A 13,570-nucleotide genomic window follows, 5' to 3' on the forward strand; every position below is an offset into this window, starting at 1 on the left:
ACGAACGCCGACAACGAAGACCGCGAACTCAGGGGTGACGGACATGGCAGTGCAACCTGACCGGGAGAAGGCGCTCGGGCTCGCCCTCTCGCAGATCGACAAGCAGTTCGGCAAGGGCTCGGTCATGCGGCTGGGCGAGCGGGTCATCGCGCCGATGTCCGTGATCCCGACCGGCTCGATCGCCCTCGACGTGGCGCTCGGGATCGGCGGCCTGCCGCGCGGCCGGGTCATCGAGGTCTTCGGACCGGAGTCCAGCGGTAAGACGACCGTCGCCCTCCATGCCATCGCCAACGCGCAGGCGCAGGGCGGCATCGCGGCGTTCATCGACGCGGAGCACGCCCTCGACCCCGACTACGCCAAGGCTCTCGGCGTCGACACCGACGCGCTGCTCGTCTCCCAGCCGGACACGGGTGAGCAGGCCCTCGAGATCGTCGATATGCTGGTGCGCTCCGGCGCCCTCGACATCATCGTCATCGACTCGGTCGCCGCCCTCGTGCCGCGCGCCGAGATCGAGGGCGAGATGGGCGACAGCCACGTCGGCCTCCAGGCCCGCCTCATGAGCCAGGCGCTGCGGAAGATCACCGGTGCGCTCAACAACTCCGGCACCACCGCGATCTTCATCAACCAGCTCCGCGAGAAGATCGGCGTCATGTTCGGCAGCCCCGAGACCACGACCGGTGGCCGCGCGCTGAAGTTCTACTCGTCGGTCCGCCTCGACGTGCGCCGCATCGAGAGCCTCAAGGACGGCACCGACGTGGTGGGCAACCGCACCCGCGTCAAGGTCGTGAAGAACAAGGTGGCCTCGCCGTTCAAGCAGGCCGAGTTCGACATCATGTATGGCAAGGGCATCTCCCGCGAGGGCTCCCTCATCGACGTCGGCGTCGAGCAGACGATCATCCGCAAGGCCGGCGCCTGGTATACCTACGACGGCGACCAGCTCGGCCAGGGCAAGGAGAACTCCCGCAAGTTCCTGCGGGAGAATCCCGACGTCGCCGCCGAGATCGAGAAGAAGATCAAGGAGAAGCTCGGCGTCGGTGTCGGCCAGTCCACGGACGCCGCCAGCGGCCCCGAGGCCGTCCCGGTCGACTTCTGACCCCAGCCGCTCCTTTCCACGCGCGACCCACGGCGTTCGGTGCCGGTCCGCGGGAGGACCTCCGTCCGGAGGCCCGGCCCGCGGCCCGGCACCGCCGGCCGTTTGTTCGTCCGGCCGCTCGGCCCGCTCGCCGACCGGTCGACCTGATGCGTGGGTGACGGCCTTGCCCTCGGGGTGACACCGGTGCGTCGCCCGCCGCGGGCTCGTTCATGTTCTTCGGAGGTGTGCTCGTGCCGGCCAGGCGGCGATCCAGCGATCCCACCGGTCCCAGCGATCAGCCGGACGATTCCGCCGCCGCCGGCGAGGCGGGCCAGCGGCCCGACCCGGCCGCGGCCGCAGTTGCCGCGGGGCCCGGCGCCGCCGGTTCTGACCCCGCCGGCGCTGACCCTGTCGGCGCTGACACGGTCGAGTTCAGGCCTGCTGCGCCTGATGCTGCGGCGGCGATTGCCGCCGCGACGGCGAGCAACCCCTGGCTCTTCGCCGACATGGGCGACGACAACCCCTGGCTGTCCGCCGAGGCTCCACCGACCACCAGACCTTCGACCAGCGCGTCTTCGGCCCGCGGACCCTCGACCGGGTCCTCGACCGGCGGGTCCTTGGAGGCCGGACCGTTGGGCGCAGGTTCCTTCGACCCCTGGGCCGACCCGGGCGCCGGGCTCCAGCCGGGCGGTGCCACGGCCACGCCACCGGTGAGCTCCAGGAGGGCCGCCCCCGGCACCGTGCCAGCGGGCTGGCCGTCCGACCCCGAGCACAGCGACGTCTCGGCCACCCGCATTCCTCCCGCCGAACGCGTCGCCCCGCCTGCCTGGCTGGCCGACCTCGACAGCGGCACCCCCGCCGGCGGCAGGTCCCGCACCCGGACCGGCCGATCCTCCGGCGGCGACGCTCCGGGCGCTCGCAGCTCGTCCACCACCGATCCGCTGCCCGATATCGAAGACGGCGACGCCCGATCCGGCCGCCGGTCCGCACGCGGCGGCAACCGCTCACGCCGCGGCGAGCACGGCGCCGGACCCCCACGGGACATCGCCGGGCCGCGACAGGACACCGCACGGCCTCAACGAGACATCGCCCGGCCGCGACAGGACACTGTCGAGCCCCAGCAGGATCGGACCGAGTCCCAGCAGGACGGGGCCGAGCCTCAGCAGGACGAGACCGGGGCACGGCGACGTGGCGGGCGGCGAGGCGCCGGCGGGCGCGGGGGCGGGGGCGGTCAGCCGGCCGCACCGCTCGATCCGAGGGAAGCGGCCCGGGAGATCTGCCTGCGGCAGCTCGCGGTGCGGCCGAGGACCCGGCTCGAGCTTGCCACCGCCATGCGCAAGCGGGGGGTCGAGGACGAGATCGCCGACGAGATCCTCGACAGGTACGACGAGGTCGGCATCATCGACGACGCCGCGTTCGCCCGGGCCTGGGTCGCCAGCCGGCACCACGGGCGGGGACTTGCCAGGCGGGCGCTCGCGGGGGAGCTGCGGCGCAAGGGGGTCTCGTCGGACGAGGTCGGCGAGGCGCTCGACGAGCTCGACCCCGACGTCGAGGAGCAGACCGCCAGGGCCCTGGTCGCCAGGCGGCTCCGGGTCGAGTCCAGCGCACCTCCCGAGGCGGTGTTCCGCAGGCTGGTCGGGATGCTGGCCAGGAAGGGGTACCCACCGGGCATGGCCATCCGCATCGTGAAGGAGTGCCTGGCCGAACGCGCCGACGCCGCCGAGTTCGCCGACGGGATCGACCCGGACGCCCTCGCCGACGCCGCTCTCGACCCTGACCAGCGCTGACCGACCGGTCGAGCCCGACTGCCGCGGACGGCCGGTCCAGGCTCGGCCCCGGTCGGCCGCCGTTCTGGGCGTTCGCGTGGGCCGGTGGTCCGAGTCCGGTCGGCTGGTTCGACTCCGGTCGGCCGATTCGAGTTCGGACGGTGCCGGCTGACGGTTCGAGCACGAGCGGTTGGCCCGATCCCGATCGGCGCCGGCTGTGAGCGGCTGGCCCGACCCGGACCAGCGCCGGCTGAATGGTCCGAGTCCGCTGGCGGTGACCGCCGAGCCCGGCCCGCGCCCATCGCCCTGCCGCCCCGCCCCGGGCTGACTGTCCCGCCCGCCCGCAGTGGGCGGGTACGCCGCAGCGCTGATCGCCACCAGGACCGGTCAGCCGTTGCTGACCGCGCTGCCCGTGTTGTCCGTGCTGCCCGTGTTGTCCGCGCTGCCGGTGCTGTCCGCTCTGCCCGCATTGTCCGCGTCTCTCGAGCTGACCGCGCCGCCCGTATTGACCGCACCGCCCGTATTGACCGCACCGCCCGTATTGACCGCGCCACCCCTAAGCTGTCCCGCTGTCCTGCCGTCCCGCTGTCCTGCCGCCCGCCGGTCCGCGGTGACCGGTCCGTCCCTGTTCACACTGGCCGGGCGGTGTTGGTCTCAACAGTGCCCGGTGGAAACTTTCTATGGCCGTCAGTGCACCGTCACGCAGCGCTTCACGGTCCGTCAGGAAGGGGTGATTGTGAGCGGTCACCAGCACCCTTCGGGATGCGACAGGCGTCGATGCGGTGGTTGGCGGGCGCACGGTCTGTGGTGGAATGATTGCAGCGGTGTTGGAGGCTGAGTTGAGCGGGCTGCGTCCGGGTGGCTACAGCCGGTCGATAAAGTTGGCCGGTCAGCGACCGACATGCCGGAAAGTTCTGGTCATATGTCGCTGCTAGGGTGTTTCGCCTGGCAAGGGTCTTGACGGACTTACGTGCCGTATGGTGCCCGATCATGAGTCCTTGACCGAAGCGCCCTTCACGACCTAGCCTCGGCGTTACCAGATGGAGACCGCCCAACCACCGCGGGTTTACCGCACAACATAGATCGCGTCACAGATCAGCAACGTTTACGTATGACATATAAGCGCCGCGCCTTGCGGGAGGTGGCGGTGTCGACCCGTTGTCGGGGTACCCTGTGCCTCGATATTGATACATCTTGATGAGAGTGTGTGGTCGGGCGTCTCCTCCACAACATCCCGCGTTGCGCCACTCTGCGCAGCGCCGAGCGGAGCGAGGTGACGTCGTGACGGCATGCGCCCCTGTCATCCTCTGCCAACGACCCACAAGCAGACGACCCGGCAGCCACCAGCCCGCCAGTGACCAGTCTGCCAGCCATCAGGCCGACGACCACCAGTCCGCCAGCCACCGCGCCGGGACCACCGCCGCCGGGGTGACCGCGTGACCGGCCTGCAGGTCGTGCTCGTCGTCGTGGTCGTCGTCATCGGCCTCGGCGTGCTCGCCGCGCTGCTGCTCTCACTGAAGGTCATGCGCCGGCTGCACACCGCCGCCACCGCGCCCGCTCAGCCTGTCGCCGAAGATCCCGCGTTCCTCGCCGAGAAGGACCGGCAGGAGCACTCGCTCGCCTCGTTGCGGACCGCCGCCGAGGATGCCACCGCCGCCGTCGAAGAGGCAAGGGCCGTGGCGGCCGCCGCGCGTACCGAGGCTGCGGCGGCCAAGGCGGAAGCCAGCTCCGCGAGGTCGGAGGCGCGGCGCATCCTCGACGGGGCGCGGGCCGAGGCCGACTCGTTGCTGGAGCGGGCCCACCGGCAGGCCGAGGTCGACGCCGAGCAGGCCCGGGCCGCCGCGCGCCGCGCCGGGGAACGCGAGGTCAGCCAGCTCACGACCGTGGCGAAGGAGCAGTCGCAGGACGCGGAGCGGCGCCAGCGACGGCTGGACGAGCGGGAGCGGCTGCTGGCCGAGGAGGCCGAGCGGCTCGCCGAGCGTGACCGGCGCATCACCGCCACCGAGGCGGACCTGATCGAGCGGGAGGCTGCCCTGACCCGCCGCGAGGCCGAGATCGCCGCGGGCGAGGAGCGGCACCGGGAGGAGCTTGAGCGGGTCGCCGGGCTCACCACCGACGCCGCCCGGATCGAGGTCATCGAGACGATCGAGGCGCAGGCGAAGCGTGAGGCCGCGCTGCTCGTACGGGACATCGAGAACGACGCCCGCAACACCGCCGACCAGCGGGCGCGGCACATCGTCGTCGACGCCATCCAGCGGGTCGCCAGTGAGCAGACCGCGGAGAGCGTCGTCAGCGTCCTGCACCTGCCCAGCGACGAGATGAAGGGCCGCATCATCGGCCGCGAGGGCCGCAACATCCGTGCGTTCGAGTCGACGACCGGGGTGAACCTGATCATCGACGACACGCCGGAGGCGGTGCTGCTGTCCTGTTTCGATCCGGTGCGCCGCGAGATCGGCCGGCTGACGCTGGAGAAGCTCGTGCTCGACGGCCGGATCCACCCGCACCGTATCGAGGAGGTGTTCGAGCAGGCCAAGCACGAGGTCGAGCGCCTCTGCCTGCGCGCCGCCGAGGACGCCCTCGTGGAGGTGGGCATCACCGACCTGCACCCGGAGCTGATGACGCTGCTCGGGCGGCTGCGGTACCGGACCTCCTACGGGCAGAACGTGCTCAAGCACCTCGTCGAGACCGCCCACATCGCCGGCATCATGGCCAGCGAGCTGCGCCTGGACCCGAAGCTCATCAAGCGCAGCGCGTTCCTGCACGACATCGGCAAGGCCCTCACGCACGAGGTCGAGGGCAGCCACGCGCTGATCGGCGCCGACGTGGCCCGCAAGTACGGCGAGTCCGAGGACGTCGTGCACGCCATCGAGGCGCACCACAACGAGGTCCTCCCGCAGACCATCGAGGCCGTGCTCACCCAGGCCTCCGACGCCTGCTCCGGTGGCCGCCCCGGCGCCCGCCGCGAGAGCCTCGAGGCGTACGTGAAGCGCCTCGAACGCATCGAGGAGATCGCCGCCGGCAAGTCCGGCGTCGAGAAGGTCTTCGCGATGCAGGCCGGCCGCGAGATCCGGGTCATGGTCCGCCCCGACGACGTCGACGACATCGGCGCCGCCGTGCTCGCCCGCGACGTGGCGAAGCAGATCGAGGAGGAGCTGACCTACCCCGGTCAGATCCGGGTCACGGTCGTGCGCGAGTCGAGGGTCACCGAGATCGCCCGTTAGCCGCCTACGGGGCGATCACCGCCTCCGGCGACGTGTACGGGCTGGTGATCTTGTACGACCAGATCACCGGGTCCGGCACCGTCAGGTCGCCGGTGGCCGAGAACTTGTACGAGCGCGCGACCCCCTTGCCCTCGTACTTGGCCACGAAGGCGAGCATGTCCGCCCGGCTGCCCTTGCCCGCCGTGAAGCCCGCCAGGAGGATGTTCGCGCCGTCGTACGCCTCGGGGCCGTAGTAGCCGGCGCTGGCCTTGTACGCCGCCTGATAGCGCGACGCGTAGTCGCCGCCGGCCTGGTCGCTGGGGATGCACGGGCAGACGACCACGATGCCGTCGGCGGCCTTGGCGAGCGTGTCGACGAACAGCTGGGTGAACAGCCGGTCGGTGACGACGATCGGGAGGCCCGGCTTCGCGGTCCGCAGCGCCTTGATGAACGCGGTGCCGTCGTCGGACTCGCCGACGTAGAACACCGCGTCGGGGGCGGCGTTCGTCACCTGGCCTACGGGGCCGGCGAAGTCGGTGTCCTTGCGCCGGATCGCGACGCTCGCGGCGACCGGGCCGCCGAGGCTGCTCACGACCGCCTGCTGAGCCAGGCCGCCGAGGTCGGTGTCGTCGTACACCACGACCACCTTCGACGCGCGCAGCTTGGTCTTGATGTACCGGGCGCCGGCCTGGATCTGCTCCTTGTCGTTGGCGATGAGCCGGTGGAACGTCGCCCAGCCCTTCCCGGCGAGGTCCACGTCCGGGGCGAACGGCGTGAGGAACGGGATGCCGGCCTTCTCCAGGATCGGCGCGGCGGCGAGGATCTCGGTGCGGTACGCCGGGCCGACGACGCCCATCACCTCGCTGTCGGCGACCAGGTCCTCGGCGGCGGTCTTGCTGCCCGCCTCGGTGCCCTTCGTGTCGAACTCCGCGAACCCGATGTTGCAGCCGGGGTGCTTGGCGTTGTAGTCGTCGACGGCCAGCTTGGTGGCGTTGCGCATGCCGTTGCTGTCCTTGGAGCCGGTGCCGGCGAGGATGCCCAGGAACGCGATCTTGTGTCCGCAGGCCGCGGACACCGCCGGACCCGCCTGGTAGGACGGCCCGTTGCTGCCGTCGCCGCCGGGCGTGCCGCCGTCGCCGTCGCGGTTGACGGCCCAGACGATGCCGGCGATGACGAGGATCAGCGCGAGGACCCCGCCGCCGACCGCGGTGACCAGCGTGCCGGTCCGCCGGGTGCGGCCGTTGCCGGGCGGGTAGCCCTGCCCGCCGGACTGCCAGCCCTGCGCGGGGCTGACCGGCGTCCCCGAAACGGGCGGGACGGACGCGGGCACTCCGCTCACCTGCGGCCGCGCCCCGGCGACCAGCTGGAACTGTTGCGGGAAGCCCTGCTGCGCGGGTTGCTGCGGCAGCGGTACGGGCACCGCCTGCTGAAGGGGCTGCTGCGCCTGCGGCGGTGCCGGCTGCTGCGGCGGGAACGGCTGCTGCGCCTGCGGCGGGACAGCCTGCTGCGGGACGGGCCGCTGCGCCTGCGGCGGGAAGCCCTGCCCGGGCTGCGCGGGGACCGGAGGCACGACCGGCGGCCGCTGCTGCGCTTGCGGGTGCTGTCCCTGCGGCGGCACGCCGGGAGCTTGCGGCGGCATCCCGGGCCCCTGCTGCGGGGCACCGTGCCCCTGCTGCGGGACCCCGGGGCGCTGCGCCGGCTGCTGGTACTGCTGCGCCGGCTGGCGGGGTGCCTGCTGTGCCGGCGGCTGCTGGTACCCCTGCTGCGGCTGCTGCTGGCCCGGCACCACCGGCATCGACCCGGTCTGCAGCAGCGGCGGCAACCCAGGGTTCATCGACGGCACGCTGAAGCCCGGCGACACCGGCTGCGCGGAGATCGGCTGCGCCGACACGTCCCCGCTCGGCTCGTGACCGCCGGCGGGCCCGCCGGACGAAGGCCCGCCCGGGAACGGCCCGCCCGAGGACGGCCCGCCCGAGGACGGCCCGCCCGAGGACGGCCCGCCCGAGGACGGCCCGCCCGAGGACGGCCCGCCCGAGGACGGCACGCCGGAGGTCGGCACCGGACCGAACGGCCCGGACGCGCCGGACGCCGGCGGACCGGCGGGGCCACCGGCCGGCACCCCGGCGACGTGCGCGCGCCCGGTCGGCGGGGCCAGGTGCAGCGCGCCCTCCGCGACGACCAGTTCGGGCTGCTCGATCGCGGTCGGCGCCAGCCCGAACGAGCGGTGCAGCAGCGTCGCGGCGAGCGGGATGCGCGAGGAGCCGCCGACCAGGAACACCGCCGCGAGCGGCTGCCCGGCGACCCCGGCGGAGGACACCGCCAGCTGCGTCGCGGTGACGGTCCGGTCCAGGATCGGCTTGGCGAGCTGCTCCAGCTGCTCACGCCCGATCGGCACGCTCTCGTCGAACAGCGGCACGTGTACGTAGGTCGTCGCGGCCCGGCTGAGCATCTCCTTGGCGAGCCGGGCGTCCTCCCACAGCTGCCACGCCGCGCGCCGGTCGGTCTCGCTCTCCGGGTTGGTCAGGCGGCGCCACTGGTCGCCCTCCCGGCCGGCGAAGTTGCGGCCCAGGTACGCCACGACCGCGGCGTCGACGTCCAGGCCGCCCGCGTCGGGGAGGCCCTCGCTGGCGAGGACGTCGAAGCCGCCGCCGGCGTTGCGGCGCACCACGCTCGCGTCGAAGGTGCCGGCGCCGAAGTCGTACACGACGGCGATGCCGCCGACGGGGACGTAGGTGCCGACGGTGCCGACGAAGTAGGACGCCGCGGCGACCGGCTCCGAGGACAGGAACGGCTGCGGGAAGCCGGCGGCCGTGGCGGCCTGCGTGAGCGTCTGGCGGCGCTGCGGCGGCCACGTCGCCGGGTGGGTCAGGTTGACCTCGGCCGGGTGCGTGCCCGCCACCCGGTACGACTCGGCGGCGACCCGGCGCAGGACGGTCGCGACGAGGTCGATGACCGGCACGTCCTGCTCGCCGAGCCAGACGGTGCCCTCCTCGACGCGCCGCTTCGGGTAGGGCTCGAACCGGTGCGGCTGCAGCCGGGCCGAGTGCACAGCGTCACGCCCGGTGAGGATGGTGCCGTCGGCGTTGACGTACACGGCCGACGGCAGCAGCGGCGAACCGTCGAACAGCAGTGGTTTCGTGCGGCCGTCCGGCCAGCGGAGCACGGCGACGGTGTTCGAGGTGCCGAAGTCGATGCCCAAACGAAAGCCGGTGTCCGCCACCCGCGCAGCGTACGTACTCTGCGCAACCTTGCCAATCATCGTTCGGTCAGCTCACATCGCGTACGTCGCCGCGCTCCGGGCCGCTCACACGGCCTGTCCGACGTCGGCCAGCTTGACGGCCTTCGCGGTCGTCTTCACCTGCTTCGGGCCGCCCATGAGGCGCCGCTGCAGCCAGAACGCGAACCACGACAGCAGGCCGCAGGTACCGATGTAGACGACGGCGACGACGAGGTAGCTCGGCACGTACGGGAAGCCGAACGGCAGCCGCCCGCCGATCTGCTTGCCGAAGTACAGCAGCTCCGGCAGCTGGATGATGAACCCGAGCGCGGTGTCCTTGAGCAGCACGACCAGCTGGCTGACGATCGCCGGGAGCATGGCCCGGACCGCCTGCGGCAGCAGGATCGACAGCATGACCTGCGTCTTGCGCATGCCGAGCGCGTACGCGGCCTCGGACTGCCCGCGGGACACGGCGAGGACGCCGGCGCGGAAGATCTCCGACAGCACCGCGCCGTTGTAGAACGTCAGGCCGATGACGAGCGGCCAGAACGGGCCGACCTTGTAACCGAGCTGGATCGGGCCGTAGTACGCGAAGAAGATCAGGATGAGCAGCGGGACCGCGCGGAACAGCTCGACGAAGCCCGTCGCCGGCGCGCGGAACACCGCGTGGTCGCTGAGCCGCCCGGTGGCCAGCAGCGCGCCGAGCAGCAGTGCGAGCACGGCAGCGGTCCCGGCGGCGCTCAGCGTGGTGAGGTAGCCGTTGAGCAGGTCCCGCTGGATCTGCTCGTACTGGAACTGCTCCCAGCGGATCGGCTCGAACTGGCCCGTGTCGTAGAAGCGCCAGCCGATGTACGCCAGCAGCACCACGATGCCGGCGGCGCTGAGGATGCCGATGATGCGGTACCGCAGCCGGGCCTTGGGGCCGGGCAGGTCGTAGAGGACGTTGCTCATCGCGCGACCTTCCAGCGTCGTTCGAGGATCCGTTGCACTGTCACGAGCGGCACGACGAGGATGAGGAACCCGATCGTGATCCAGAGCAGGCCGTAGATCTGGTTCTCGCCGCGCTCGGACAGGTAGAACGTGATCGCGCCCGCCTCGGCGACCGAGAAGCCGGCCGCGACGGTCGTGTTCTTGAGCATCGCGTTGAGCACGCTCACCAGCGGCGGCACCACGGTGCGGAACGCCTGCGGCAGCACCACGTTGGTCAGCACCTGGGTGAACGTCATGCCCAGCGCACGGGCGGCCTCGGCCTGCCCGACGGGCACCGTGTTGATGCCGGAGCGCAGCGCCTCGCACACGAACGCGCTGGTGTACGCCGTCAGCGCCACACAGGCACCGGTGGTGAAGTCGAACGTCACGCCGAGCTTCGGCAGCGCGAACACCTGCAGCGCGAAGACCAGCGTGAGGGGCGTGTTGCGCAGCAGCAGCACGTACGCGCTGCCGAAGCCGCGCAGCGCCGGGACGGGGGCGACCCGCATCGCGGCCAGCAGCGTGCCGAATGCCATCGAACCGACGGCGGCGATCAGGAAGAGCTTGATCGTCTCCAGGAAGTGGGAGCCGATGACGTCCCAGTTGTCCGTCAGGACGTGGATGAATTCGTTCACGCCGTCACCTCCGCTTCGCTGTGTGGGGTCAGGACATGCGGACGGGGCGCCGCCGGCGAAAGCGGCGCCCCGTCACCAGCAGGATCAGTACTTCTCGAGCGCCGGCGGGCTGCCCGCCGAGCCGGACTTGCCGAGCGTGCCGTCGTACACCTTCTGCCAGGTGCCGTCACTGAACGCGGCCTCGAGGGCGGCGTTGACGAAGTCACGCAGCGCCTTGTCGTCGTGCGGCAGGCCGATGCCGTACTTCTCCGGGTAGGCCTTGCCGGTGGTCGGGTCGACGAACGGCTTGCCGACGACCTTCAGCTGCGACGGGCTCTGCGCCGCGAAGCCCTTCAGGATCGCGTCGTCGGTGGTGACCGCGTCGACCTTCTTGTCCAGCAGCTGAGACACGCACTCGGAGTAGGTCTTGAACTCCACGATCTTGTCGGTCAGCTTCTGGTCACGGACCCGCTGGATCGGCGTGGAGCCGGTCGCCGAGCAGACCGTCTTGCCCTGCAGGGAGTCCGAGCCGGTGATCGACGTGTCGTCCTTGCGGACCAGCAGGTCCTGGGCGGCGACGAAGTACGGGCCGGCGAACGAGACGTCGGCCTTGCGCTTCTCGGTGATCGAGTACGTGCCGACGTAGTAGTCGACCTCGCCACCCTTGATCGCCGTCTCGCGGTTGGCGGAGGCGATCTCCTTGTATTCGATCTTCGCCGGGTCGATGCCGAGCTTCGAGGCGATCAACTGGGCGATCTCGATGTCGAAGCCGCAGCGCTTGCCGGCCGCGTCCTTGTAGCCCAGGTTGGGCTGGTCGAACTTGACGCCGATGACGACCTTGCCGGCCGCCTTGATCTTGTCGAACGTCGGGCTGCCCGCGATGGCCACGCCGGAGGCCGGCGTGAACGTGGTGCCCGAGGACGTGCAGGCGTCGCTGGTGGGCGCACCGGACGTGCCACCGTCAGCCGACGGTGCGGGCGTGCCCTCCTTGCCGCAGGCGGCCAGGCCCAGCGCAAGCGTGACGGCGGCGGCTGCCGCGGCGATCCGCGTGATACGCATGATGGTCGCTATCCCCTTTCAGTGGGTGAGAATCTTCGACAGGAAGTCCTTGGCCCGGTCGGTGCGCGGGTTGGCGAAGAACGTCTTCGGGTCCGCCTCCTCGACCAGCTGGCCGTCGGCCATGAACACGACCCGGTTCGCGGCGTGACGGGCGAAGCCCATCTCGTGCGTGACGACGACCATCGTCATGCCCTCGCTCGCCAGGCCCGTCATGACGTCGAGCACCTCGCCGACCATCTCCGGGTCCAGGGCGCTGGTCGGCTCGTCGAACAGCATCGCCTTCGGCTGCATGGCCAGCGCGCGGGCGATCGCGGCCCGCTGCTGCTGACCGCCGGACAGCTGCGCCGGGTACTTCTGCGCCTGCGCGGCGATGCCTACCCGGTCCAGCAGGCTCATGGCGCGCTCCCGCACGACGTCGGCCTTCTCCTTGCGGACCTTGACCGGGCCGAGCATCACGTTCTCGAGGATGGTCTTGTGCGCGAACAGGTTGAACGACTGGAACACCATGCCGACCTCGCTGCGCAGCCGGGCGAGGGGGCGTCCCTCCTCCGGCAGGCGGGTGCCGTCGAAGACGATCTCACCGCTGTTGATCGGCTCCAGCCGGTTGATTGCCCGGCACAGCGTCGACTTGCCCGAGCCCGACGGGCCGATCACCACGACCACCTCGCCGCGCGCGATCGACACATTCACGTCCTTGAGGACGTGCAACTCGCCGAACCACTTGTTGACGCCGCTGAGCACGATCAAAGGCTCGTTCGTCATCATCCGCCCCATCGCTGTGCATCCTGCTCCGTCGGTGCGCTCGACGTTAGCGGTGGCGATGCCCACGAACAGCCGCGCAGCGGTCACGGACGGATAACGGCCTGGGCTTGCCACAATGACGGCCATGCGCATCCTGGTGACCAACGACGACGGCATCGACAGCCCCGGCCTGCACGCGCTCGCCGCGATGGCGGTCCGCCAGGGCCACGACGTGGTGGTGGCGGCGCCCGCCCGCGAGGCGAGCGGCGCGGGGACGTCCCTGACCGGTGTCGAGGCCGACGGGCGCATCGCCACCGACATCCGTGCCGAACTGCTGCCGGGGGTACCGACGTTCGCCGTCTCCGCGTCGCCGGCGTTCATCGCGCTGATGGCGACCCGCGGCGCGTACGGACCCGAGCCTGACGTCGTGCTCTCCGGCATCAACCGCGGGCCCAACACCGGCGCGGCGGTCCTGCACTCAGGCACCGTCGGTGCCGCCTTCACCGCCGTCGCCAACGGCTGCCGCGCCATGGCGGTCTCCCTCGACGTGTCCTTCCGCACCTCCGACGACGGCCCGTACGCGCACTGGGAGACCGCCGCGGAGGTGGCCGGCGACCTGATGCCGCTGCTCAGCCCGGACTTCGTGCTCAACGTCAACGTACCCAACCTGGACGCCGGCGACCTGCGCGGCATCCGCCGGGCGACCCTCGCCCAGTTCGGCGCGGTGCAGATGGTCCTGATGGAGCAGGGCCACGGGTACGTGCGGATGTCCCTGGAGCAGAGCGACCACGGCGCGGAGCCCGGCAGCGACGACGCGTGGCTGCTGGACGGCTACGTCGCGGTCACGCCGGTGCGCCCGTCCCGGGAGGCGGCGGACATCGCGCTGCCCGGGCTGGTGGATACCGCCGGCGAACACGTCGGCGGCTAGACTT

8 protein-coding genes and 1 pseudogene are annotated in these 13,570 nt (G+C 71.6%); 4 read left to right on the forward strand and 5 right to left on the reverse strand.

The window, feature by feature from the left end; genetic code table 11:
- Positions 1 to 43: 43 nt before the first annotated feature.
- The 3 genes and pseudogenes from recA to rny all read left to right on the forward strand — a co-directional run bounded on the left by recA (position 44) and on the right by rny (position 6,059).
- Positions 44 to 1,093, forward strand: a complete 1,050-nt coding sequence (gene recA, locus AB0H83_RS01165) for a recombinase RecA (RefSeq protein ID WP_360084835.1) — start codon at positions 44 to 46, stop codon at positions 1,091 to 1,093.
- 1,238 nt (positions 1,094 to 2,331) lie between these two features.
- Positions 2,332 to 2,859, forward strand: a pseudogene (locus AB0H83_RS01170) (regulatory protein RecX); the annotation flags it as partial.
- 1,415 nt (positions 2,860 to 4,274) lie between these two features.
- Positions 4,275 to 6,059, forward strand: a complete 1,785-nt coding sequence (gene rny, locus AB0H83_RS01175; RefSeq protein WP_360084838.1) for a ribonuclease Y — start codon at positions 4,275 to 4,277, stop codon at positions 6,057 to 6,059.
- A gap of 4 nt (positions 6,060 to 6,063) precedes the next feature.
- Here rny and AB0H83_RS01180 read toward each other — a convergent pair whose 3' ends face one another.
- The 5 genes from AB0H83_RS01180 to AB0H83_RS01200 form a co-directional block, all read right to left on the reverse strand.
- Entirely contained in the window at positions 6,064 to 9,258 is a 3,195-nt protein-coding gene (locus AB0H83_RS01180) for an ABC transporter substrate-binding protein (RefSeq protein WP_360084841.1), read from the reverse strand.
- 84 nt (positions 9,259 to 9,342) lie between these two features.
- Positions 9,343 to 10,206 (reverse strand): amino acid ABC transporter permease, encoded by an 864-nt coding sequence (locus tag AB0H83_RS01185; RefSeq protein WP_360084844.1) that lies wholly within the window; start codon positions 10,204 to 10,206, stop codon positions 9,343 to 9,345.
- The gene (locus tag AB0H83_RS01190) at positions 10,203 to 10,859 is read right to left on the reverse strand and encodes an amino acid ABC transporter permease (RefSeq protein ID WP_360084847.1); all 657 of its coding nucleotides are present in this window, start codon (positions 10,857 to 10,859) and stop codon (positions 10,203 to 10,205) included. The genes AB0H83_RS01185 and AB0H83_RS01190 overlap by 4 nt, the downstream gene beginning before the upstream one ends.
- 84 nt (positions 10,860 to 10,943) lie before the next feature.
- The gene (locus AB0H83_RS01195) at positions 10,944 to 11,897 is read right to left on the reverse strand and encodes a glutamate ABC transporter substrate-binding protein (protein ID WP_360084850.1); all 954 of its coding nucleotides are present in this window, start codon (positions 11,895 to 11,897) and stop codon (positions 10,944 to 10,946) included.
- Positions 11,898 to 11,915: 18 nt separating this feature from the next.
- Entirely contained in the window at positions 11,916 to 12,671 is a 756-nt protein-coding gene (locus AB0H83_RS01200) for an amino acid ABC transporter ATP-binding protein (protein WP_360084853.1), read from the reverse strand.
- 112 nt (positions 12,672 to 12,783) lie between these two features.
- Here AB0H83_RS01200 and AB0H83_RS01205 point away from each other — a divergent pair, with 112 nt between their 5' ends.
- Positions 12,784 to 13,566, forward strand: coding sequence for a 5'/3'-nucleotidase SurE (locus tag AB0H83_RS01205; RefSeq protein WP_360084856.1), 783 nt, complete (start codon positions 12,784 to 12,786; stop codon positions 13,564 to 13,566).
- Positions 13,567 to 13,570: the final 4 nt, after the last annotated feature.

Origin of the sequence: Dactylosporangium sp. NPDC050688, assembly GCF_040654515.1 — a bacterium.
Lineage (GTDB): Bacteria > Actinomycetota > Actinomycetes > Mycobacteriales > Micromonosporaceae > Dactylosporangium.